We start from the raw sequence: 24,333 nt of genomic DNA on the forward strand, positions 1-24,333 counted from the left end.
ATTATGACCAATGTGCTTTATGTAGAAGACGAGGAGAGTCTGGCAATGATTGTTTCGGATAGTCTAGAGGCTCATGGCTTTATGGTTCGGCATGTGGCTAATGGTCAACAAGCTCTGTTGTTCCACGGGAAATATAAGCCTGATATCATTGTCCTGGATGTCATGATGCCATTGATGGATGGTTTCACCGTCGCTAAGGAAATTCGCAAAACGGATCTTCATACACCTATTATTTTCCTGACGGCTCTGACGCAAACTGAAGATGTCGTGAAAGGCTTTAAGTTAGGGGCAAACGACTATGTACGCAAGCCTTTCAAGATTGAAGAGCTGATCGTACGCATCGAGGCTGCCTTAAAGAAAACGGGTCAGGGAATGTCGGATACTAAGTTTGTAATCGGCAATTATACGCTGGATACGGTAAAAAATATTTTATCCAATGGCGAAAGCAACGAAAAGCTGTCCTATCGTGAAGCAGAACTGCTGAAGCGCTTGATCGAAAGTAAAGATAAAGTGCTTCCACGCGATGAAATCATTCGTACCTATTGGAGTAATGATACTTATTTTACAGGCCGAAGCCTGGACGTATTCATCAGTAGAATACGCAAATACCTGTCCGCCGATGAGCGAATTAAGATAACGAATATCCGAGGCGTTGGATATATGTTATCTTTGGATTGATTAATTTAAAAATAACCACATGAAAGCACTTATTATCGTCGATGTACAGTACGATTTCCTACCAGAGGGTGCATTAGCCGTTGCCAAGGGAGATGAAATTATCCCAGTTATTAATAGCATCCAAAAAGATTACGACCTGATTGTTGCCACGCAAGATTGGCATCCCCATAACCATAAGAGTTTTGCAAGCCAGCATGTTGATAAACTTACCTTTGATATCATCGAGCTTAATGGCCTGCAGCAGGTCCTGTGGCCTGACCACTGCGTTCAGGGCTCCTATGGTGCTGAATTAGCGGAAGAATTAGAGACCGACCGAGTGGAGGCAATTTTCCGTAAAGGCATGGATCCGGAAATCGACAGCTATAGCGGATTCTATGATAATGGACGCCGTAAGAACACAGGTTTAGCGGGTTATTTGAAGGATCGGCAGGTGAATGAGGTACATGTCTGTGGATTAGCGGCAGACTATTGTGTGTTTTACACCGCCATGGACGCGCTGGATGAAGGTTTCAAAACCAGTATCATCAGCAAAGCGACCAAAGCAATCGATAAGGGAGCTTTTATAGAAAAGAAAAACGAATTTGTACAAAAAGGGGGCTCATTATTGTAGCCCCCTTTTTTTTAATTTCTTCCTCTGCGGTTGCCTCGAGGACGATCTCCTCGACCGCCTTCATCGTCGCCAAAAAACATCTTTCCTCCAAAGTTGCGCAGGTTATACGTGAAACTTAATAAGAAGTAGCGATTCAAGGTATTCGATGTGATGCTGCTAATGGCTGTTTCGGTTGCCGTTCGGCGGATGCTCGATGCATTGTTCAATAGATCGAATGCCTTTAGAGAGAGTTCTGCGTTCTTTTGCTTAAAGACTTTATAACCCAAGGACGCATTTAAAAGCGTGGTCGAAATGCCCTCGGAGCCACCAATACCGGAGTTATATAGATACGCCAAATTATAGGAGAAGGCCATGCGTTTCAAAAATTCTAAGGTCAAAGTATTGCTCACTCGATGGGTTTGAACCGTGTAATGCTGTATGCGTGCTGTAGGGTTGTTCGTGAAATTCACGTTCGCATTATAATTCATGCCAATGATGATGTTTTTGCTGAAGTTCGTGAAGACCCCAATATGTTGACTGAAACCATATCCTTTGCTTGGAATTAGCTTATCGTTCAAGTAAGCAAAGTTCTTATTATAAAATAGGTTGCTGTTGAGGTTGAGGTTAATGCCGAGTTTTTTAATAGGCAAGCCGTAGCTGTTTGTCGCTCGGATCGAGTAGACGCCATCCACATTGACTGGAACAGAGTACTGTCCACCTGCACCAAGGATTACATCGTCAAACAGAACCATCGTCGTATCGGTAATCAAAACCGATCGAACGATCTTATTGTTGGTATAGCTGAAGTTGATATTGCTATTAAAACTTCTGCCGTTCGTTCTGTTGACATCACGATATCGCAACTGTGCGGTATGAATATACTCCTGATTAAGATTCGGATTACCGTTGCGGATATTGAGTTCGTTGGACACATCGACATAGTCCTGCAGATCATTGATGCTGGGCGTATTGGTATTCGTGTTGTAATTGAATTCGATGTTTTTAGTTTTTGTAAAGTAATAAACGGCGGTCATCTCCGGTAATAGGCTAGAGAAGTTGGCTGTCGTTCGAAGGTCTATTGGAAAGGTCCGGTCATTGACCCGCATTCCATGTTCATAATTCAGTCCGACCTGTATACGGAGCGTATCGCGTTTGTTGTAAGCATAAGAGGCCCCAACACTGTGGAAATTAAAGTCGTTTTGGAATTCGTTAGAGAGACGCTCGTTCAGCTCGTCGTACTGTCCGGTCTCCGCAAGAAACTCCATGGTTTTGCGATCAGAATAGTTTCTGGTATTTCGGAAGTTGTAATTTCCCTGCAATCTAGAATACTGCGCGAGGCGATGGGTATAGCTGAGTCGACTGTTGATCCCTGATCCATAGCCATTGGTGATACTCTCCCGGTTGTTGGTATCAATACGGCTTAATAGCGCATCTCTGTAGTATTCGTTAAACGCTAAGGTTTGACCAAAGCCGTCATTGCTGCTCTTGTTTCCATTGATATTTAAGGAGATGGTCTGTCCGGGATGTTTTAGCCTCCGCATATAAGTCATATTCCCCCCAAAGGAGAAATTGCTGTTATTATTCCTGTTAGTACGATCCGATGTGTTTAAAAGCTCGGACGCACCGATTCTGCGAATGCTATTCCCGATGTTGTGGTTATTATTTTTGGTATAGGTAAAGTTTGGCGCGAAGTCCAGCTGATTTAAGCTGTCGATCTTCCATTTTACCCGCGTGCTAAAGTTATGGTTAATGTTGCCCACATTGGACTCTGTCTGCGAATCTTGAAATTGATTTGCTCGCTCCTGCATCAGATATTCCAGCGCAGTAATAGAATTGGTGTAAGCGTCGGAGCGGCGGAAGTTATAGTCGGCATTGAAATCCAACTTATTCTCCAAAAAGGTGTTGCTATAGTTTAAGGCGCCTGCGTAGGTATCTGCAATACCCCGATCTGTATTATTATTGCCGCGGCGCTGTCCTCCATAGCCCTGTTCGGCAAAGTTTGTTTCGTTGATGTTATTGGCCATTAAATTGATCGCAACCTTTTGGTCTCCGTTGAAAGCATTGACATTGCTGCTAAAAGCAAATTTGTCGCTGTCTCCTTTTCCTGCATTTGCTCGGCCGAAATAGCCCTTTCGCTTATCTGGCTTCGTGACGATATTGATGATTTTATTGCGTTTCCCGTCGTCGAAACCTGCAAATCGCGATTGCTCACTGCGCTCATCGATTATCTGAAGTTTATCGATAATGTCTGCTGGAAGGTTTTTTAATGCAATTTTAGGATCGGTACTGAAGAATTCTTTTCCATCGACTAGGATGCGCTTTACTTGTTCGCCATGTGCTGACACATTACCTTCCTCATCGATGGTAACTCCCGGCACTTGGGCAACCATCTCATTTGCTTCTGCATACTCTCTAGTAGCAAAATTACGCGAATTGAATTCTAACGTATCCCCGCGAACAGCAACATTAGGGGCTGCCGTTACGGCAATTTCCTCCAAAACGATTTCGCTGGGTTCCAATTGATAGTTTATGGTTAAATCTTTATCAGCAATCTTCACGGATCGGCTAGCGACCTTATATCCTAATATGGATGTGTTGAGCCGATACTGCCCTGTTGGAACTTTATCTAATGTATACAGCCCTTCAGCATTGGTCCGAGCACGAAGCAGTACGGAGTCTTTATCGTTTAGTAATTGGAGGGTAACATCATTCAGGGGGTTGCTGTTTGTCTTATCAACAACAGTTCCGGTAATCCTTTGCTGCGCAAAAGCGGTCAGGCTTAAGAGGCTCAGAGCGAGGACAACTAGGATGTTTTTCATAAAATAAGTATCCTTGGGGTTTGACGCGTCAATATTAGCTGTTTTTATTCAAAATGTGCATGCAATCACAAAAAAGATACATTTGCGCACTGTGCACGAAAAAGGGTATATTTGTCATGAAGTCTAAATGAAAGAGTCAACAATAAGTAGGAAAGAGAGAATTCTGCAGACAGCCATGCAGTTATTTGCAAACAAGGGGTATCTTGATACCTCTACAAAAGAAATTGCAGCAAATGCTGGCGTGTCGGAAGCATTGATTTTTAAGCATTTTGGAAATAAGGACGCCTTATTATCTCATATTGTAAAGGCAGGATATCGGAAGGTGCTGATGCATCATAAGGGGATGATGAGTTATAAGTCGGCGAAGGATTTCCTAAGAAACATGGTTAAATTGCCCTCGGAACTTGTTGCTGACGATCCACAATTCTGGAAACTGCAAGAAAGACTTTCCCACCACACTTTCTCGAAAACACAGCACGAGCTTTTTATAAAGCCGGTGCAACCTATCGTATTAAAGGCATTCAACGAACTTGGATACAATAATCCGGAGTTGGAAACCCAGTTCCTATTACTCATCATCGACATGCTCTGGAAGAAAGAGGCTTGCGGAGAAATTGCAAATGCAAACGAGCTGGCATCTCTTATCGAAGAGAAATATCAATTGAAATAATTGCGTGTTTATGCGTGTTTCGACGTGAATATGCATAAATATTTCCTAATCTAGCAGAAATTGCCGTATTTCGTAGCAAACTATTTTTATGATGATCAAACGTATATTAAGCTGTGGATTATTGGCTTGTCTTTTTACGACAGCAGTTTTTGCTCAGAAGAAGCCTGACTTTATCCCTTTCATCAATCAAAAACATGCATGGGTAGACTCGGTGTTCAACAGCTTGACGCCAAAACAAAAGATTGGACAGTTATTCCTAGTCCGTGCTCACACTAATTTGGGCGAGAAATATATTGACTCGGTTGCTAAAGTAATCGAGAAAGAACAATTAGGTGGATTGGTGGTGTTTCAAGGCGGACCGGTTCGACATGCTAATATGTTCAACAAATACCAGAAGGCTAGCAAAGTGCCTTTGCTGATTACTTTTGATGGAGAGTGGGGCTTGGGGATGCGTATGCCGGATTCGACTATTTCCTATCCATATCAAATGACATTGGGCGCCATCCAAAACAATAGTTTAATTTATGATATGGGTCGCCAGATTGCTAAAGATTTCCTTCGTATCGGAATGCACTTCAATTTTGCACCGGTCGTGGATATCAATAACAATCCTAAAAACCCGGTAATCAACTTCCGTTCTTTTGGGGATGATAAAAACAATGTGACGCAGAAAGCGAAAGCCTATATGGATGGTATGGTTGCTGGTGGGATTCTAGCATCACTTAAGCATTTCCCTGGTCATGGTGATACGGATGTTGACTCGCATTATGATCTTCCTCAATTAAAATTTGACAAGAAACGTTTAATGGAATTGGAGATATTCCCTTTCAAAGAATTAATCCAAGCAGGAGCTCCATCGGTCATGGTTGCACATATGAATATCCCTGCGTTAGACGCTACACCAAATATCCCATCCTCTATTTCCAAGAAAGTCGTGACAGATCTTCTGCGTAATGAGTTAGGCTTTAAAGGGCTGACCGTAACGGACGCGATGGATATGAAAGGTGTGAAGAAGCATTTTCCAAATGGTGAGGCGGATGTGATGGCGATTGCTGCCGGACATGATCTGTTGGAAGTTTCTGAAAACAGCGGACGCGCAATTGATTTAATTGAGAAGGCAATCAAGAGTGGCAGAATTAGCCAAGCGGATTTGGATGCTCGCGTAAAGAAAGTGTTAGCTGCAAAACTTTGGTTGGGCTTGAACAAATATCAAAAAGTTAATACAAACAACCTGATCAACGATTTGAACAATGCCAGTTCAAAAACATTGGTGCAACGCTTAGCGGATGCCGCTGTAACTGTTGTTAAATCTGACCGCGGACTAAGACGTTTCGATAATAAACGCAAAACCGCTATTGTATCTATTGGTATTGATAAAGCTCAGGATTTCGAAAAGGGTATGGCAAGTCAATTGGCAGACTACACCCAGATCTACGTGAAAGGAAATGAGACAGAAGAGCAATTAGACAGTTTAATGAAACTTGCTCGCGATCATAAGCAAGTTATCCTTGCAATCCATGATAATCGTTCAAGACCGCGTAGCGAATTGGAGTTGAGCAAAGATGTTAAACTGTTTATTGACAAGCTGGCTGGACGCCGTACTATTTCTGTATTGTTCACAAACCCTTATGCGTTAAACTCTGTTGATGTCATGCGTAGTAGTTCAATCGTCTTGACTTATCAAAACGATGATTTTATGCAAAAAGCCGCTATCAAGTTGTTCACAAAACAATTAAAAGCAACAGGAAAATTACCTGTTACAATCAATAAGAATTTAAAATTTGGCGAAGGGATATAGAATCATTTAAATTAATGTGTTTTAGTATATAAAGCACACCGTACGGTGTGCTTTTTTTTTTGCCTTTTCCAGGGGTTAAGTTCGTAGTAAGTATAAGACATGTACCGCTCACTCCCCTTTCATAGCCCTTTCAAACCCAATGTTTAACCCAATCATAGCCAATGCCAATAGGGTATGATTGGGTTGTTAATAGAATTATTTCCGTATTAAATCAGATTAATACCAGAAGAAGATAATTCGGATTTCTTGGAGAAAGGATATTATTCGCATAAACCTTCAAAGGATTATTGAATTTTTTTGCCATTGCTATTTGGAATTTAATGAAATTTTTAAAAACTCGTATATTTTTCGCGGGTCTTTATATTGATAAAAGAAAGGTTATTTTTGCTTTGGATAGATCAATTATATGGCAAAGGAGCAAATTTCAATTTTTGACATGTTTAAAATCGGGATTGGACCGTCCAGTTCCCACACCTTAGGACCTTGGCGTGCTGCTCAGCGGTTTGTGCAAGTGATTAAGGACCAGTCTGTATTGCAAGACGTCGAACAACTTAATATTCTATTGTACGGCTCATTGGCAAAAACAGGCGTAGGGCACGGTACGGACATCGCGGTGTTGTTGGGACTTTCTGGGGATGATCCGGTGACTTTCGATGTGCACGATGTTGTGCCGAAAGTGGACCGTATTAAAGCGAATAAGAAATTGAATGTAGGGGCTGAACAAGAGATTGACTTCTCCTACGAAGATAACCTATTGTTTTTGTTTGATCAAAGCTTACCCTTCCATCCGAATGCAGTAACTTTTCAAGCCTTTTTAAAAGACGGCAAAGCTATCAGCGAAACGTATTACTCGATTGGGGGTGGTTTTGTAGTTCAAGAGAATGACTCGGAAGGAGTGTTGTCCGAAGTGGATCTGCCGTTCCCGGTGGATACGGCGCAGGAGCTGATGGTAGCTTGTATGCGTACGGGCTTGAAAATATCCGAATTGGTTTTGGAGAACGAACTTTCTTGGCGTCCGGAGCAGGAAACAAGAGCGGGGGTTTGGAAGATATTCGAAACGATTCGCGACTGTATCTATAAAGGATGTCATACGGATGGCGTATTGCCAGGAGGTCTACATGTAGAACGTCGAGCATCGAAACTGAACAAGCGTATGTTGAAGGGGCGCAGCTACTCGGACTTTGATACTTGGGTTCAGGCAATTCGGGAAGGTGGGCGTGATTTTGGCTATATCTTAGATTGCGTCAGCTGTTTTGCGCTTGCGGTGAATGAGGAAAATGCTTCCTTTGGACGTGTTGTTACTGCACCAACCAATGGTGCGGCGGGCGTAATTCCAGCAGTGCTGCAATATTATATTGTGTTCCACGATTGTTATAACGAAGATAAAATCATCCAATTTATTGCTACAGCTTCAGAGATTGGGTCTATATTTAAAAAAGGTGCTACCATATCGGCGGCGATGGGTGGTTGCCAGGCTGAAATTGGCGTATCATCGGCAATGGCGGCAGGTGCCTTGACAGAATGTTTGGGTGGTTCTCAACGGCAGGCCTTAATGGCTGCGGAGATCGCTATGGAGCATCACTTAGGATTGACTTGTGACCCGATTGGTGGATTAGTGCAGATACCATGTATCGAGAGAAACACCATGGGTGCTATCAAGGCGATTACTGCGGCTCAGCTGGCATTGCAATCGAATCCAGATAAAGCGAAAGTAAGTTTGGATGCGGTGGTGAGTACGATGTGGGAAACGGCTCAAGATATGAACGTGAAGTATAAGGAGACGGCAGATGGCGGTTTAGCGATCAAGGTACCGTTGAGTTTGCCAGAGTGTTAGTAATCCTTTGATTTTTCTGAAAGTATTTGTCTTAAAGTCCATTAAGAGCTTTTATTTCTGTTGTTTCAATGGAAATATGAAAGGTTTTTTAGGTTTAGGGCTCAAGGATTTTATATCTTTGTAACCATGATTCGGTATTGCGCGCTTGCCTCAGGGAGTAATGGAAATTGTTATTATGTTGCCAAAGACGATACGGCTATCCTAGTCGATGCAGGCATCAATAATAAGCATATACATTTACGAATGAGCAGTTTAGGGATTATGCCGAGCCATATCAAAGCCCTGTTCATCACGCACGAGCACTCGGACCATATCCAAGGTTTGTCGGTTTTTGCCAAGCGCTATCAAATTCCAGTCTATATTACCGCGGGCTCATTAGCCGGCTCTCGTTTAAATCTTCCCGATCATCTGGTGCGAATCATTCTTCCACAGGAAGTGGTGCAGATTGGACCTTTGACAATTTATGGTATTCCCAAATACCACGACGCTAAAGAACCTTGTAGCTTTATGATTTCGGACGGTAGGTTGAATATTGCTGTCCTGACGGATCTAGGGCGCGTTTGTGATAATGTGAAAACAGCGATAAAACATGCGGATGTGTTGTTCTTGGAGTCTAATTATGATGAAGAGATGTTGGATAAAGGGCGTTATTCCTACTACCTCAAAAATAGGATCAGAAGTGGTTGGGGACATATTTCGAATGCTGCCTCTTTGCAAGCTTTTCTAGAGAACAGAAGCTCACGCTTGAAACATTTGATTCTCGGGCATTTGTCGGGAGAAAATAACAGGATTGAGCTCGTTCAAGAAACTTTCGAACCGCATTGCACCGACATTAGGTTATCTATCGCCAATCGATATGAGCACACTGCAATGTTCGAAATCAGTACTGCGGAGATCCATCTTGAGCGTCTTGTTATTGTGGAAGTGACAGCGGAGATGCAGAAGATCGTGGCGAGCGAAAAGATAGAGATAAGGGGGTAGCGAAATAATACCAAGTTCTTCAACTAACCATCAGTAGTTTGATGTCTCGCATAGCTTGTTAAATTTTTATTAATAGTCTATATTTGGGAACTATTTGCCTTAATGACAGTTCCTATTCAGAATACCGATGAAGGATTAGTGGAGTTGATTCACCAAAATCAAACGACTGCTTTTCATGAACTTTATGAAAGATATAAAGCGGCTATGCTAATTTTTGCTTCTCAACGTGTGAGCCGTGATGCTGCGGAAGATTTGGTGCAAGATGTTTTTTTGAGTCTTTGGAAAAACAGGGGACAGTTAGAAATTAAAGAGCGTATAGGAGGTTATCTTTTTAAAGCTTTGAGGACGAAAATTATTGACCACATGTCCAAAGGCGTTCATGCGCAAAAGTATTTAGATTCCATAGACGACTTTGCGAAATCGCATACCGGCACGGATGCAAAAGTCCGCGAAGAAACCTTTCTGAGACGTATCGAGGAATTGCTGCGTCGCTGTGGCCCGCAATATCAAACGATTCTAAAAATGAGACTTGAGGGATATAACAATCAAGAGATTGCTGACTCATTGGGCTTATCTGAAAAAACGGTACGAAATCAATCGTCAAATTTAATGAAGGTGCTGCGATCGAAATTGTCGACCTGGATGCTTTTTATATTTTTTTAGGGACAAATATCCATTTTACTCGTTTTTTTTAAAGACTAAATACATTGGCATAGCAAAGTGGAAACCTTATGAGTTTAGACAAAAACATATTGAAAAGATATAATCAAGGAATCGCGACTGAAGAGGAAAAGTCTACAGTTGAGGCCTGGTTTGATCAATATCATGGCGAAGAAGCGTTGGGCGATCAAGAAGTATTAGCTATGTTGGATTCTCTAGACGAAAAGGTTTATTCAGTTTCAACCAAGAAAGTAATTTCATGGAATTGGATTATTGCTGTTGCTGCAAGCTTGGTATTGGTTGTAGGTATTTCTTTTTATTGGTTGAATTCGAAATCTAACAACGATATAGAAACTCAATTAGCCCAATATGTTGCACCGAAATCCTCCAGTCCTATCATTGTTCTTGACGACAATAAAGAATACAACATAGACAGTCTTCATATTGGCGACACCCTAAATGTAGGCAAGTATTTTATCACGAAATTGGACGATGGCGAAATTAAATATATCATAAACCCTACAACAACAGACATTGTATACAATACGGTGCGTACGAAAGCCGGAAGTACGGCGAGCCTGATGCTGTCTGATGGCAGTAGGGTATGGCTAAATGTGAATTCGGAGATTAAATACCCTATCAATTTTTCTTCCGATATGCGCGAGATACAACTCAAGGGAGAAGGCTATTTTGAAGTTGCACATCAAGAGAATGAATACGGCAAAATCCCTTTTTACGTGAGAGGGAAAACCCATACTATTGCTGTTTTAGGAACAAAGTTCAACGTGGATTTCACGAAATCAAATGTTACGGCATTAATTGACGGTAAGGTTTCTATTGCTAAAGGGGATTTAAATGATCAGGTTAGTAAGTTGGACTTTAACGTCACACTGTTGCCGAAGCAAGTTTATTCAGAGGGTACAGTAAGTTATAGTGATAATATATTTCAGTATCTCGATTGGAAAGATGGTTATTTTAATTTAAGCAACAGGACACTCGATGCGGTTGTACAGAAGATATCGGCTTGGTATGGAATAGAAGTCGTAGTAGATGATTCCATCAAGAATAGTATTTTGTATGGCAGAATTAATAGGAAAAAGAGTCTAAAAGAAGTCTTGAGCCTTATTTCGGACGCTATTCCGTTAACTTATGAACTCGATAAAAATGTACTTTATCTTAAAAAAGCGACGCAGCCCTAAATCCCAGTCTATTAGTTGCTAGTACGCTGAAAATTTCTTTTTTAAAAAACTTAGGGACAAAACTCCAACTGTCTCGTTTTACAATCGAAAGCAAACCAATTCATTGAAGTCGGTCGATAGAAATATCTAATTGAACCTCAAATAGAGATTCTCCATAGATAATCTTTGAGCCGAAATTTTTACGATTGGAATGCGACCTAAAAACAACCATCAATAACTAACAAATTATTATTTATGAAATTCAAAAAGCACCTGAATTTTAAGGAAGGCTTCCGAGAACGAAGTAGCAGATGGCCTTATGTTGCGGCTGCAAAGGGGTTCTGCAGTCTAATCTTTTCATTGACGGTAGGTGTGTTACTTGCACAATCAGTCTCATTAAAAGAAACGAATGCGACGATGGCGACTGTGTTGGACAAATTGAGTAGACAAACCCAAAGCGATTTAGTTGGTGATATTGCATTGCTGAAGCGCACAAACCCGGTAAGTATCGATGTACAGGGCAAGGATATTCAAGTTGTTCTTCAAGAGCTTTCGAAAAATCAGCCAATCAATCTAATCTACCGGAATAATACGATTGTAGTGAGGCCAAAGCAGTCCTCAACCCACTCGAATATTCCATCCAGCTCCTCGGACAACCAAGAAACGTACATTTTAAGGGGACAGGTTAATGACGAACAAGGCCAACCCATATCTGGAGTTAATATACAGGATATGAAATCTGGACGTTCTCTTGGCCGCACCCAAGCACAAGGTCAGTTTAGTGTCGAAGTTTCTGTAAATCAAGAGTTACGGGTTTCCATAGTAGGCTTCGAGTCACAAGTAATCAATGTGGGGAAAAGAAGAGAAATTCTCGTTACGATGAAAGCAACAAATACGGAAATCGAAGAGACGGTTGTAACGGGGTATACGAAAGCGCGTCGAGAGAATTTTACCGGAGCGGCAACAACGGTGACTCGTAAGGAGATTGAAAAGTTTAACACAGGAAACATCTTCAGCATGCTGCAGGCATTGGATCCATCGTTTAAAGTCGATGAGCGCGTAAATGCGGGTTCAAATCCTAATGCACTTCCCGAGATCAATATTCGAGGGATATCTAGCGTCGGTGAATACGCAGTGAATGCGCCATTAGTGATCTTAGATGGCTTCGAGGTGGCACTGTCGACTCTATACGATTTAGATGTCAATCGGGTGGAATCCATATCAATTTTAAAAGATGCAAGTTCTACAAGTTTATACGGATCGCGAGGAGGAAATGGAGTAATTGTAATTGAAACGAGAATGCCGAAGGATGGGAAATTTACTGTTACCTACGACGTAAAACCAACAAGTTCGATTGTTGACCTTTCGGATTACAACGTAATGAATGCTGCGGAGAAGCTTGAGTACGAGCGTTTAGCGGGTATATACATAGCGAACTCAACAGATCCTGTTTGGAATAATATGCAGCAGGAAATGTATAATAACCTTTATAACGCCCGACTACGAAATGTACAATCGGGAGTGGATACCTATTGGCTTAAGCAGCCTGTAAGGAATACATTCTCCTTGGGGCATAGTATACGAATGGAAGGTGGAGGAAATGACGTCCGTTATAGTTTAGAGGGACATTACAACGATTACAAAGGCGTTATGAAGGAATCTGGCCGTACAAGAGGCGGGGCTTCTTTTAATCTAATCTATCGAATTCCTAACGTGATTACCTTTCGAAACGTAGCCTCATATCAATATACTAAGGCTTACAACAGTCCTTATGGGAGCTTTGAGCAATATACTTTATTGAACCCATACGAACGTATGAAGGATGATAACGGCAACTATATCGTTCGTTTTGGGGAACTCGGACAGTTTTATGAATTTGGCGAAAAAATGCTTTTTAATCCGTTATATAATGCTCAGCAAGGACATATTGACGAGAATAAAATTCACTATATCAGTAATAACCTTTCCTTAGAATGGTTTATCAATGCCAACCTTATCCTACGTGGAAAGGCAGCTATTTCTCGGGAAATGCATAATTTTGATGAATATACCTCTCCGTTCAACACAAAATTTTACAACGTAACAGACCCCAAACTTAAAGGAAGCTATGCTTTAGGCGACTCTTCTAAGGTTGCATACGAAGGTCGTTTGGAGCTTCAATACAGTAAGTCATTCGATAAACATCAAATAAATGCTGCAGCGATTTCTGAAATCAGATCATCTGATATAACAGGGAATTCGCATTTGTTGAGTGGATATATTGATGATCGTTTCATGACGCCTCAAATGGCATTAACCTACTCGCCAAATAGTCTTCCGAAATCAAACTCTACTCCTGTAAGAGAATTGGGATTCATAGGCAATTTTTATTATACCTATGATAACAAGTATAATTTTAGTTTGACAGGAAGGTCGGATGGAGCGTCCATTTATGGAAAAGAGAATAGATTTGCTTCGTTCTGGAGTACAGGTCTTTCCTATAACGTTCATAACGAACCTTGGTTTAAAAACGAATATGTGAATCGCCTTCGCTTATTCGCCAATGTCGGAACAAATAGTACAGTAAGCAATTTTAACGCAGGCATGGTGAGCTCAGCATTCAACTTTTTGAGTGGGATGTTTTACAATAACCAATATGCAGCAGTAGCCGTAAGCCAGGGAAACCCTAATGTACGCTGGCCAGAGCAAATGCAATGGAGCTTTGGAACGGATATTTCATTGTTCAATAACCTCGTAACGATGAACCTTTCCTACTATGATCGAATTACCAATAGAATGATTTCAAAGGTTACTGTCGCTCCTTCTTTCGGTTTCCCGGGAGGTACTTACTTTGCGAATTTGGGTAAAGCAAGCAATAAAGGCTTCGAAGCGATGGCAAATATACGGTTGTTAGAACGTTCTGATAACGCTATTCTATGGTATTTGAACGTGGGTGCAGTACAAAATAGAAGCAAACTACTTTCTATCTCCAATGAACTTAGAGAGCTGAATGAGTCCCTAGTGTCAACAGATGCATCGGGTAATGTTATCAAACCTTCAACTTATTATGAGGAAGGACAGTCTTTGACGATTCTGCGCGCTATTCCATCTTTAGGAATTGATCCGGCTAACGGTCGTGAAATGTACAGAGCGCTAAATGGCGATGTGACTTATACCTGGGATGCGAGGAATCAGGTAGTCGTAGGCAATAAAGAAGCGGACCTCTATGGAAATATTGGAACTTCATTCAATTACCGCGGATTATCTGTTCAAGTAATCGGCAATTATTCAATCGGCGGAGATATCTTCAACGAGACCTTGATGAACAAGATTGAAAATAATAAACCTTATGTGAATGGTGATAAAAGAATATTAGAGGAACGCTGGAGAGAGCCTGGAGATATTGCTAAATATAAATCAATCTCAGACCAATCGACCACGCAGATTTCTAATCGTTTTGTTCAGAATGAAAGCTTCCTTCGCTTGTCCGCCATCAATGTAAACTATGACTTTAGATCTGCTGTCTTAGAGCGGTTAAAGCTGCAGCGTTTAAAGCTTAATTTTTCCATGAACGACGCGTTGAGGTTAAGTACAGTCAGAATGGAACGTGGGATTACATATCCCTACGCCAGAGAGTATAATTTAGGTGTAATGATTCAATTCTAAAAAATGAAGAAAATAATACTAAGTGTTATCACGATATTACTTTTTGCCAGTTGTGAAAAGTTTTTAGATGTAAACCCGGTTAACAAAGCATACGAAGATGATCTATTAACTGACCGTTCAGGTTTCGAATCTGTTCTAGCCGGAGCTTACTTGGGCATGACGACCAAAGCGATGTTCGGAAAGGAAATGAAGTACGGCTTCTTAGAAACTCTAGGAGCGACATATAATAATTTAGGAACTACCCACTATTACTATCGGGGTTCGAGACATGAATACGGTTATCCCAACCCTGTTAAGAATATTGAAGATATTTGGGGAGTAACCTATCAGATTATTAATCAGCTGAATACGGTCATGAAGAATATCGATGCAATTAAAGCAGACCCATTTCATGATATCGTAAGAGGAGAGACCATTGGAACACGAGCGTTCTTACATTTTCAATTATTAAAACTTTTTGGGCCTGTAATCAGTCAAGAAGGCCTTAATGCAACAGCGATACCCTACGTTGACAAAACTGGGTATAAAGGCGTGAAATTTTCGACGGCAGGTCAAGTTATCGACAAATTGAATGCGGAACTCGCAGAGGCTAAAAAGCTGCTGGAGGGAGATCCAATTCGTACGACAACACGAAATGCTAACCTTAATCAATATGGTTATGAGAAGTACAATAGTTTAATTGATCACCGGGGCGCTCGAATGAACTATTATGCTATTGTGGCGATGCAAAGTATGGTCGCTCAATGGGCCGGCGACAGTAAGACTGCAGCGACCTACGCTGAAGAATTAATTCAGGAATTGGAGTCTCGAAGTAATTCTATTCATTTAGCGACTTCCGGCGAATTGGCACAGGCGATAGAACGCAGAATGCCAATGGAGTCAATTTTCACACTGATGAATCCTGAATTGTTAAATTTTAATATTGAGGTGAATCCATTGATTGAAAATCCTTCCTCTTCTACGACTTCCCCATTATTGTTTCCCAACTATACGCTACTGTTGAACGGCTTGTATAATGCGGCGGATCACGGTTCGTTGAATGACGTGCGATTGGTCAACTGGTTTGCCCTGTCAAGCAATTCATCAACCGTTCGAAAAGTTGTCAAATACCATTTCCCACAATCTTACTTATATACCGATTTAAACTATCGTAAATACTTCGAAAGTAAGTTGATCGGATTACATCAGATTTATATGATCGCAGCGGAGGAGTATGCTAAATCGAATCCCGCCAAGGCCATGCTTTATTTAAACAAAGTGCGAGCAGCGCGCGGCCTGACGATCAACTTGTCATTCGATGCTTCTAGGACTGAGGGAAATATTAAGAACTTAATTTTTGAAGAGGTGAGGAAAGAGAATATTAGCGAAGGGACGATGTTCGCAGAATATAAAAGATTATTTAGAGCAATCCCTCGATCGACTCCGGTAGCTCCATCACTAGCGATATTTAAGCTTCCGATTCCAGCTGACGAGAATTTATATAACCCGCAAAATTAAGGATATGAAAAAGTTATTTATCATCATCATAGCCAGCATCTTTTTTTGCGGCTGTAAAGAAAATGATTTAGTTGAGTTCTCCGCAGATGACTCCTATATAAGTTTCGCGCTGCCAGATTTGTCAAATCGACCTAAAGAGCGCTTTTTAGACAGTGTTTACTATAGTTTCGCTACTGATACGGCAATAGGTAGGCAGGAAAAGACAATTGCAATTCCAATCGCCATTGGAGGTGTAGCAAAACATGAAGCGCGAAACTATTCCTACGAGATCAATCCCAATTCAGACTATGATAGCGCGTTGATTGAGATTTCTGAACCAACTATTGCTGCCGACCGCTATATCGATACGTTATATATTAAGATCAAAAGAGGCAAACAGTTAGCAGCGAAGGAAATGTTCGTGATTCTTAACCTCAAGGATAACGAAAACTTCCGCGTTGGTCATCAGTATAACAGCGAAATGAAGATCGTTTTTAGCGATATCATGATTCAGCCTACTTGGTGGAATGCTTGGTCGAGAGTAATGGGTCCATTTTATAAGGAAGTGATGCAAAAATGGATGCAAATTTATTATCTGGGGGCCGATATGTCTCCCCACCTTACAACAAATGAACCCGGCCCCATATACTATTGGAATAATATGCCGAGCTCTGCAAACCCGGGGTGGTATCCTATCACCTTTATGTATATACAGGTGCTGAAAAATTACTTTCAAGAGCATGTTGTTTATCCCGATGCTGATACCAGCAAAGAACGTATTCTTTTACCATAAATTAACAAAAATGAAAATTGCTAATATATTTATATACAGCTTATTGTCATCGGTTTTGTTAATCTCTTGCTCCAAGGATTTGGGGAATTATGATTACCATGAAGTCAATAAGATCAGCATTGCCGGAGTGCTCGAAGGCGATCACAACGCTCAGCGAATTTACGATTTGCCTTTCTCGGACACATTGAGGATAACTCCGACGATTACCGGAACTTTAAGTGGAACCGACCTTAGTAATGTCAGTTTCCGTTGGAGGGTAGACGGTGAGGAAATTTCAAATACCAATAAATTTGAATACATAGCTAATAAAGGCTATGGTAAAATGAACGCAGATTTAACCGTCACAGATAATAAAACCGGCATAGAAACTTCCTATAGTTTCTTCGTAAATGTAATTAATCCCTACAAGTTAGGCTATTATGTCTTGTCAAAAAAACCTAACGGAGAATCAATTTTATACTGTAAATCGACTATCCGCGAAAAAAATCAATTTGAAGAAGTTTTGATTCCAAATATATCACTAGGTAGTAATCCTATTAGTATTAGTGGTAATCGTCAATATGGAAATTCATCTAGGGATTACTATAATCGATTAGCATTAGGAATGAAAAATGCGCCCTATCCTGTTATTATGGTCGACTCAAGAGAGTTTTTACCAAACTTGCTTTATAGCAAAGATAGCTATGTCGGTGAAAAGGAAAACTTTGTTTTCGAACCAACAGATGTGGTATTGGATCCCTATAACCCGATTATTTACATGGTAAATCAAGGGAAGCTGCATATTTTGCAAAAGGGCGGTATCAGCCTTCCGGCATTAAATTCGGACAAATTAGATTATTCAATTAGTAAAGGAGGGATGGCAGGAGCTTCTTTCTACACACCTTATTTCTTCAGTTTCTACGATGCAAAAAATAAGATGATTCGACTATTGGATAACGGAGTCAGTTCCGGCGTCTCTTATACCTATATCAATGTGTTCGATGAGATTACGAATACGAGTATTTACAAAGATCAGGAATTCGTAATCAGCCAACTTACATACTTCAATGACGACCCCAAATTCGTCTATCTAATGAAAAAAGATAGCAGATTGTTTGCCTATTGGGTTTCCTATAATGGAGATTTAAAACCGGTTAGTTTTCAAAAGATAGCAGAAGGAAACATTCCTGGAGAGGGAATACTAAGGTTTGCGAGTTACGATTTTGACGCTAATTATTGGTATTTGGCAACCGATAAAACGATCCATAGAGCATCTTACCTGGGTTTAGAATTCCAGCCATTTGTCACACTCCCCGCTAATGCTCCTGGTTACATCACTAAATATAAAATGACTGAAGGGAAATTAATGATTACGACTTATGACCCCAATTATGCAGGCGAGAAGAAGTCTTCCGTATATATTTACGATATCAACAGAATGACATTAGAAGTTGCTATGCCACATTCTGTCGCAGAGGCAGTTGATTTACACATTGGAATTTAATACTATGAGAAAATATATCATTAACCTATTGTTCCTTTCGCCCTTGTTCGCCGTAGGGCAACATAACGCTTCCTTCGAGCTTGAAGGCCGAAATATTAAGGATACTAAGAAAGTCTATATTCTGCATTATTCTTTTGATGATAATACTCAGGTTATCGATTCTGCCATGGTCAGGAATGGTCGCTTTTCACTGAAGAAAGAATTTACAGGTACGGCATATACCGGGATTTTATTTAGAGAGCGTTTTGAAGCTCAACAACGAAATCCGAAAGACTTTTGGTTTTACCTTTCACCAGGGAAGACTGTCGTTGACCTTTCTTCAAAACCAAAAGTAATCGATGGAGGTGAGCAAACACAAACATACATGGAATACGTGAAGGATATGGAAGCGAGCAAAGCGGTATTCAGCTCGACCGCTTATTTATCGGAAAAGGCAAAAGCAGACTCCTTAACGGCCGAGGCGGAGAAAAGACAAATTGAATTACTTACAAAATTTGGAACTCCACAGGAAGGCAGTATAAACACAAAAATTCAGTTCATCAAGGATAATCCCAACAATCAGCTAAGCGTATTATTCCTAGAGTCCCTCGCGGGTGGAAAGCCTGACGTAGCGATGATTAAACCTTTGTTAGCGGGCTTATCCGCAGAGCTAAAGGCAACGAATAGGATGAAGCGTTTGCAGGGTTTGTTGAAGGGGATGGAGCTGGTCGTAGGCGCAAAAGCCGTGGATTTCGAACAACCTGATCTTAACGGCAATCCTGTTAGTTTAAGTGATTTTAGAGGGAAATATCTGTTGGTCGATTTCTGGGCTTCATGGTGCGTGCCATGCCGTCAGGAGAACCCGAACCTCGTTGCAGCTTACCATAAGTATAAATCGAAAAACCTAGAAATATTAGGGGTATCGCTTGATAATAAAAAAGAAAGCTGGGAACGGGCAATCATGGCAGATAACCTGACTTGGATACAGGTCTCAGATTTGAAGGGATGGGCGAATGCTGCAGCTGAAATATATGCTATACGCGCAGTACCTTCCAATATATTGATCGATCCGAACGGTATAATTATCGCCAAAAATCTTCGAGGCGAAGCGCTAGATGCAGCGTTATCGAAATTGATAAAATAATTTCTCCGAGGAAAACGGAAGGTTAACATAAAAAAATCCCCAAGCAATCTGCTTGGGGATTTTTATGTCTACATCACCCTAACTCCATCTCAAAAAGTTTTCCCAAATTCCCTTTCAGTTTCCCTTTCACTTCTTCCATATCGAGCTTTCTACCCAGCTCGCGTTCCATCGACGTGACATCCTTATCATCAATTCCGCAAGGAACGATATTCCCAAAATAATTCAAATCCGCATTCACATTAAATGCAAATCCGTGCATTGTCACCCATCTTGATGCTCTCACGCCCATCGCACAAATCTTTCTCGCCTTCTCATTATCCGGATCCAACCAAACCCCGGTATAGCCAGGATATCTTCCGGCTTCGATTCCATATTCCGCAAGCGTCATAATGATCGCCTCTTCCAGCGTCCTTAAATACAGATGAATATCGGTAAAGAAGTTGTCCAGATCCAAAATAGGGTATCCTACAATCTGTCCTGGCCCATGATAGGTAATATCGCCACCTCTATTGATCTTATAGAAGGTCGCGTTCTTTTCTTTAAGCCCCTCTTCATCCAGCAGTAAGTACTCCATGTGTCCACTTTTCCCAAGCGTATACACATGGGGGTGCTCGGTAAAGATGAGGTAATTTGGAGTCTCCAATGTCGTATTGTTGACCCTGTTATCGTGTTTTATTGCCAGCGTCTTGGCGAAGATCTCCTCTTGTCTGTCCCACGCTTCCTGATAATCTACCAAGCCCCAGTCAATAAACTGCACTTTTTTATTCTGCATGCTACTCTTTTCGAACTCCTGATTCGATTAATATAATAAGTTGTTATATGGATATCGTGCGTTATGCATCTTGACGATAATCTCATATAACTTCTCTTTAAATTCTTCCACGTTGATCTTATCGGTTGCCGAGATAAATATCGCCGGATCCGAATTCTTTGCCATCCATGAATTTCTGAAATCATCTAATGTCACTTTGATCTCTTCGCCTTCTTCATCAACTTCTACTGGCGGCTTGTATGCGTCAATTTTATTGAATACCGTAATAATCGGTTTATCCACCGCGCCGATATCCTTCAAGGTCTCGTTTACCGCGTGAATATGATCTTCAAAGTAAGGGTGCGAAATATCCACCACATGAATCAGTACATCCGCCTCGCGAACCTCATCCAATGTCGACTTAAAACACTCTACCAAATGGTGAGGCAACTTACGAATGAAACCAACCGTGTCCGAAAGCAAGAATGGTAAATTGTCGATTACGACCTTTCTCACTGTCGTATCCAAAGTCGCAAACAACTTATTCTCGATCAATACATCCGACTTTGAAATCATATTCATGATGGTCGACTTACCAACGTTGGTATAACCCACCAATGCCACACGGATCATCTCGCCACGGTTCTTACGCTGTGTCTCGTTTTGTTTATCGATATTGCGCAAGCGCTCTTTCAATAAGGAAATCTTGTTCAAGATCATCCGTCTATCACTCTCAATCTGACTCTCCCCAGGACCACGCATACCAATACCACCGCGCTGACGCTCTAAGTGAGTCCACATACGCGTCAATCGTGGCAATAAATATTGCAGCTGCGCCAACTCCACCTGCGTCTTCGCTTGCGCTGTTTTCGCATGCTTCGCGAAGATGTCTAAAATTAGGTTGGAGCGGTCCAGTACTTTGATCTCAAAGTATTTCTCGATATTTCTTAGCTGCGAAGGCGATAGTTCATCATCAAAAACTACGATATCAATTTCTTCAGCTTTGATAAACTCTTTAATCTCTTCCAACTTTCCGCTACCAACGAATGTTGCGCGGTCCGGAAAGTGAAGCTTCTGCGTGAATATGCCTTTGGTAATCCCGCCGGCAGTCGTCACTAAAAACTCCAATTCCTCTAAATATTCCTTTGCAGTCTGATCTGAAACATCTGGAGTGATCACACTGACCAATACCGCCGTCTCAGGCTTTACTGCTGTATCATATATTTTTATTCTCGCCATGTATTATATTTAATGTTTATTGCATAGGAGTGTTTCAACGCATTCCCTTGTTACTAAGTATAGAACAAGGATACAAAGGTAAGGTTTTTAAGATATTTTGTCCCAAGAAATCGCCGAGCCTCTTTGGTTCAGGATCTGTACTAAAGGCTGGTTCTTCTCCGCCGTAAGGTTAGGGTCTTCTTTGAAGATCTGTATCACCGAATTTCTGGCTTCTGAAAGGATCGCTTGATCTTTCGCTAAATCGGCAATCTTCATCTCCAAAACACCAGACTGCTGGGTACCAGAGATGTCGCCCGGCCCGCGAAGCTGCAAGTCAACCTCTGCAATTTCGAAGCCGTCGTTCGTACGCACCATGGTTTCCAATCGAGTTCTTCCTTCTTTGCTTAGTTTATTGCTCGACATCAAGATACAATAAGATTGTTCGGCACCACGACCTACGCGACCACGTAACTGGTGCAATTGTGAAAGCCCAAAGCGTTCCGAGTTTTCAATAACCATCACTGACGCATTTGGCACATTGACCCCAACCTCAATGACCGTCGTTGCTACCATAATTTGCGTCTGATGTTTTACAAAACGTTGCATCTCAAAGTCTTTATCCTTTACACTCATCTTGCCATGCACTATGCTGATTTGGTATTGCGGCATCGGAAACTCACGCAATAAGCCTTCTAAACCTGCCTCCAAATAAAGCAGATCCATCTTCTCAGACTCCTTGATCAAAGGGTAAACAATGTAGATCTGTCGCCCTTTTGCTATCTCTTCGCGCATAAATCCAAACACGCGCAGTCGTTTATTCTCAAAAAAATGAACCGTTTTAATCGGTTTTCTGCCTGCCGGCAACTCATCGATTACCGAGATATCCAAATCGCCGTACATGGTCATGGCCAGGGTACGCGGTATAGGCGTCGCTGTCATCACCAGCATATGCGGTGGAATGGTATTTTTTCGCCATAGCTTGGCACGCTGTTCCACACCGAAGCGATGTTGCTCATCGATAACAACAAAACCGATGTTCTTAAACCTGACCTTATCCTCGATTAGCGCATGCGTACCGATCAGAATATCCAACGTGCCATCTTCCAGCTCTTGATGAATGATCCTTCGCGCCTTGCTAGGCGTCGAACCGGTAAGCAATTTGATATTACAAATATCATCGCCCAGAAGTTCTTTAAGCCCGTTATAATGCTGTGTCGCCAATATTTCTGTCGGTGCCATCATACAGGCTTGGAAGCCATTGTCAATGGCCAAGAGCATGCTCATCAGAGCCACCACCGTCTTGCCCGAACCAACATCCCCCTGCACCAACCTATTCATCTGTGCACCGGTATTCGTATCAACCCGTATCTCTTTGATTACCCGCTTTTGCGCATTGGTCAATGGGAAAGGAAGTCGCTCGCTAAAGAAGCTGTTGAATTTCTCGCCAACCTCCGTAAAACGATGCCCCCGGTATTTCTGCGTATTCAACTGCTTGTTTCGAAGCAAGCGCAATTGTATGATAAAAAGCTCTTCAAACTTTAAACGCCGGATTGCAGCAGCCATCAACTGTTCATTCTGTGGAAAATGAATGGATAGTAAGGCCTGAGCATAAGGCATCAACTGATGTTGCTCTAGGATATAGGGTGGCAGAGGCTCAACTAAGGTTCGGAACACAGTCGCTAAGGCGGCCTCTTGCAATTTCTGTATTCCTTTGCTATCCAAGTTGAATTTCTTCAGCTTTTCGGTAGAAGAATAAACTGGTTGCATGCTCATATTACCTATGCGCTTCTCTTTTTGCTGATAAAGCTCCATCTCGGGATGGGTAACCGACAATGTCCCATTGAACTCCGTAGGTTTACCATACATCACATAAGCCGCTCCCACCTTTAGACTTTTCTTCAGCCAGGAAAGACTTTGAAACCAAACCAGCTCCATGACACCCGTATCGTCTCTAAATTGAGCAAGCAGGCGCTTCCCTTTCTTTTCGCCAACCTCCTGCAACGAAACTAAGCGCCCCAGAACCTGTGCACCAACCATATCAGGATGCAATTCACGGATTTTATGAAACTTGGTCTTGTCGATATACCGAAAAGGGTAGCATTCAAGCAGATCGCCAATAGTAAATATCTGCAACTCTTTCTTGAGTACATCGGCCTTCTGCGGGCCAACGCCTTTCAAATATTCAATAGGGGTGATTAACGATAATTCTGCCATCTTGGAATCCCACTAAATTAATGAAAAATCTTTGCTATTTCTGTTGAATAGTATTTAGTAGTTAGTATTTAGTAGTTAGACCTTGGGCTGGAATGAGATATTAGACATAAGATTTCAGACATTTGACACGTTTTGTTTTGAAGCAGGAAAGGAAGGATGCTCGGATGGGCAGGATGTAGCGTCATTGGTCTTTATACTAATTACTAACTACTAAATACTTTTTTTCTTGGTTTAAAACCAACCGCCATAAAAAAGTATTCAACCTAGTAGCCGTCATTGGTCTTTATACTAAATACTAACTACTAAATACTAAAAAGCAAAAAAGCTAAACATTGTTCAGGTTGTCTAGCTTTTTTAGGTTGTGTTTCAACAATTATGCTGCGCTGTAGGGCTACATGCAGACTTTTATAGTATAAAAAAAGT

At 41.4% G+C, this 24,333-nt stretch carries 17 protein-coding genes; 13 read left to right on the forward strand and 4 right to left on the reverse strand.

All coding sequences use genetic code 11. The features are described 5' to 3' along the window. Window positions 1–3 precede the first annotated feature (3 nt). Together QYC40_RS01295 and pncA are read left to right on the forward strand one after the other, a co-directional pair. Window positions 4–678: a response regulator transcription factor gene (locus QYC40_RS01295; protein ID WP_301991960.1), complete on the forward strand. Its 675-nt coding sequence runs from the start codon at window positions 4–6 to the stop codon at window positions 676–678. 19 nt (window positions 679–697) lie between these two features. Then, window positions 698–1,288: a bifunctional nicotinamidase/pyrazinamidase gene (gene pncA / locus QYC40_RS01300; protein ID WP_301991961.1), complete on the forward strand. Its 591-nt coding sequence runs from the start codon at window positions 698–700 to the stop codon at window positions 1,286–1,288. Between the two features lie 11 nt (window positions 1,289–1,299). On the opposite strand, the gene QYC40_RS01305 is transcribed toward pncA, so the two are convergent. Next, entirely contained in the window at window positions 1,300–4,086 is a 2,787-nt protein-coding gene (locus QYC40_RS01305) for an outer membrane beta-barrel protein (RefSeq protein ID WP_301991962.1), read from the reverse strand. A gap of 127 nt (window positions 4,087–4,213) precedes the next feature. Between QYC40_RS01305 and QYC40_RS01310 the strand changes: the two genes are divergently transcribed. From QYC40_RS01310 to QYC40_RS01360, 11 genes are all read left to right on the forward strand, one after another. Continuing rightward, entirely contained in the window at window positions 4,214–4,756 is a 543-nt protein-coding gene (locus QYC40_RS01310) for a TetR/AcrR family transcriptional regulator (RefSeq protein ID WP_301991964.1), read from the forward strand. A 91-nt stretch (window positions 4,757–4,847) separates the two neighbouring features. Further along, window positions 4,848–6,554, forward strand: a complete 1,707-nt coding sequence (locus QYC40_RS01315) for a glycoside hydrolase family 3 protein (RefSeq protein WP_301993724.1) — start codon at window positions 4,848–4,850, stop codon at window positions 6,552–6,554. Window positions 6,555–6,960: 406 nt separating this feature from the next. Continuing rightward, complete coding sequence (locus QYC40_RS01320; RefSeq protein ID WP_301991965.1) at window positions 6,961–8,388, forward strand: L-serine ammonia-lyase; 1,428 nt, start codon at window positions 6,961–6,963, stop codon at window positions 8,386–8,388. A gap of 126 nt (window positions 8,389–8,514) precedes the next feature. Next, complete coding sequence (locus QYC40_RS01325; protein WP_301991967.1) at window positions 8,515–9,369, forward strand: MBL fold metallo-hydrolase; 855 nt, start codon at window positions 8,515–8,517, stop codon at window positions 9,367–9,369. A gap of 102 nt (window positions 9,370–9,471) precedes the next feature. Then, window positions 9,472–10,032 carry an RNA polymerase sigma factor gene (locus tag QYC40_RS01330; RefSeq protein WP_301991968.1) on the forward strand — a complete coding sequence of 187 codons (561 nt, stop codon included), beginning with the start codon at window positions 9,472–9,474 and terminating at the stop codon, window positions 10,030–10,032. A gap of 68 nt (window positions 10,033–10,100) precedes the next feature. Beyond that, the gene (locus tag QYC40_RS01335; protein WP_301991969.1) at window positions 10,101–11,228 is read left to right on the forward strand and encodes a FecR family protein; all 1,128 of its coding nucleotides are present in this window, start codon (window positions 10,101–10,103) and stop codon (window positions 11,226–11,228) included. 234 nt (window positions 11,229–11,462) lie between these two features. Next, window positions 11,463–14,852, forward strand: coding sequence for a SusC/RagA family TonB-linked outer membrane protein (locus QYC40_RS01340; RefSeq protein ID WP_301991970.1), 3,390 nt, complete (start codon window positions 11,463–11,465; stop codon window positions 14,850–14,852). 3 nt (window positions 14,853–14,855) lie between these two features. Next, on the forward strand, window positions 14,856–16,349 hold the full coding sequence (locus QYC40_RS01345; protein WP_301991971.1) for a RagB/SusD family nutrient uptake outer membrane protein: 1,494 nt from the start codon (window positions 14,856–14,858) through the stop codon (window positions 16,347–16,349). A gap of 4 nt (window positions 16,350–16,353) precedes the next feature. Next, window positions 16,354–17,121 carry a DUF4843 domain-containing protein gene (locus QYC40_RS01350; protein ID WP_301991972.1) on the forward strand — a complete coding sequence of 256 codons (768 nt, stop codon included), beginning with the start codon at window positions 16,354–16,356 and terminating at the stop codon, window positions 17,119–17,121. Window positions 17,122–17,131: 10 nt separating this feature from the next. Then, the gene (locus QYC40_RS01355; RefSeq protein WP_301991973.1) at window positions 17,132–18,604 is read left to right on the forward strand and encodes a PKD-like family lipoprotein; all 1,473 of its coding nucleotides are present in this window, start codon (window positions 17,132–17,134) and stop codon (window positions 18,602–18,604) included. Between the two features lie 4 nt (window positions 18,605–18,608). Next, the gene (locus QYC40_RS01360) at window positions 18,609–19,727 is read left to right on the forward strand and encodes a TlpA disulfide reductase family protein (RefSeq protein ID WP_301991974.1); all 1,119 of its coding nucleotides are present in this window, start codon (window positions 18,609–18,611) and stop codon (window positions 19,725–19,727) included. A gap of 73 nt (window positions 19,728–19,800) precedes the next feature. Here the strand turns inward: QYC40_RS01360 and lipB are convergent, their stop codons facing one another. The 3 genes from lipB to recG form a co-directional block, all read right to left on the reverse strand. Then, the gene (gene lipB / locus QYC40_RS01365; protein WP_301991975.1) at window positions 19,801–20,499 is read right to left on the reverse strand and encodes a lipoyl(octanoyl) transferase LipB; all 699 of its coding nucleotides are present in this window, start codon (window positions 20,497–20,499) and stop codon (window positions 19,801–19,803) included. Window positions 20,500–20,526: 27 nt separating this feature from the next. Beyond that, complete coding sequence (gene hflX, locus QYC40_RS01370) at window positions 20,527–21,717, reverse strand: GTPase HflX (RefSeq protein WP_301991976.1); 1,191 nt, start codon at window positions 21,715–21,717, stop codon at window positions 20,527–20,529. 87 nt (window positions 21,718–21,804) lie between these two features. Beyond that, entirely contained in the window at window positions 21,805–23,910 is a 2,106-nt protein-coding gene (gene recG / locus QYC40_RS01375) for an ATP-dependent DNA helicase RecG (RefSeq protein WP_301991977.1), read from the reverse strand. Between the last annotated feature and the right edge of the window lie 423 nt (window positions 23,911–24,333).

This window comes from Sphingobacterium sp. BN32 (genome assembly GCF_030503615.1).
In the GTDB taxonomy this organism is placed as follows: domain Bacteria; phylum Bacteroidota; class Bacteroidia; order Sphingobacteriales; family Sphingobacteriaceae; genus Sphingobacterium.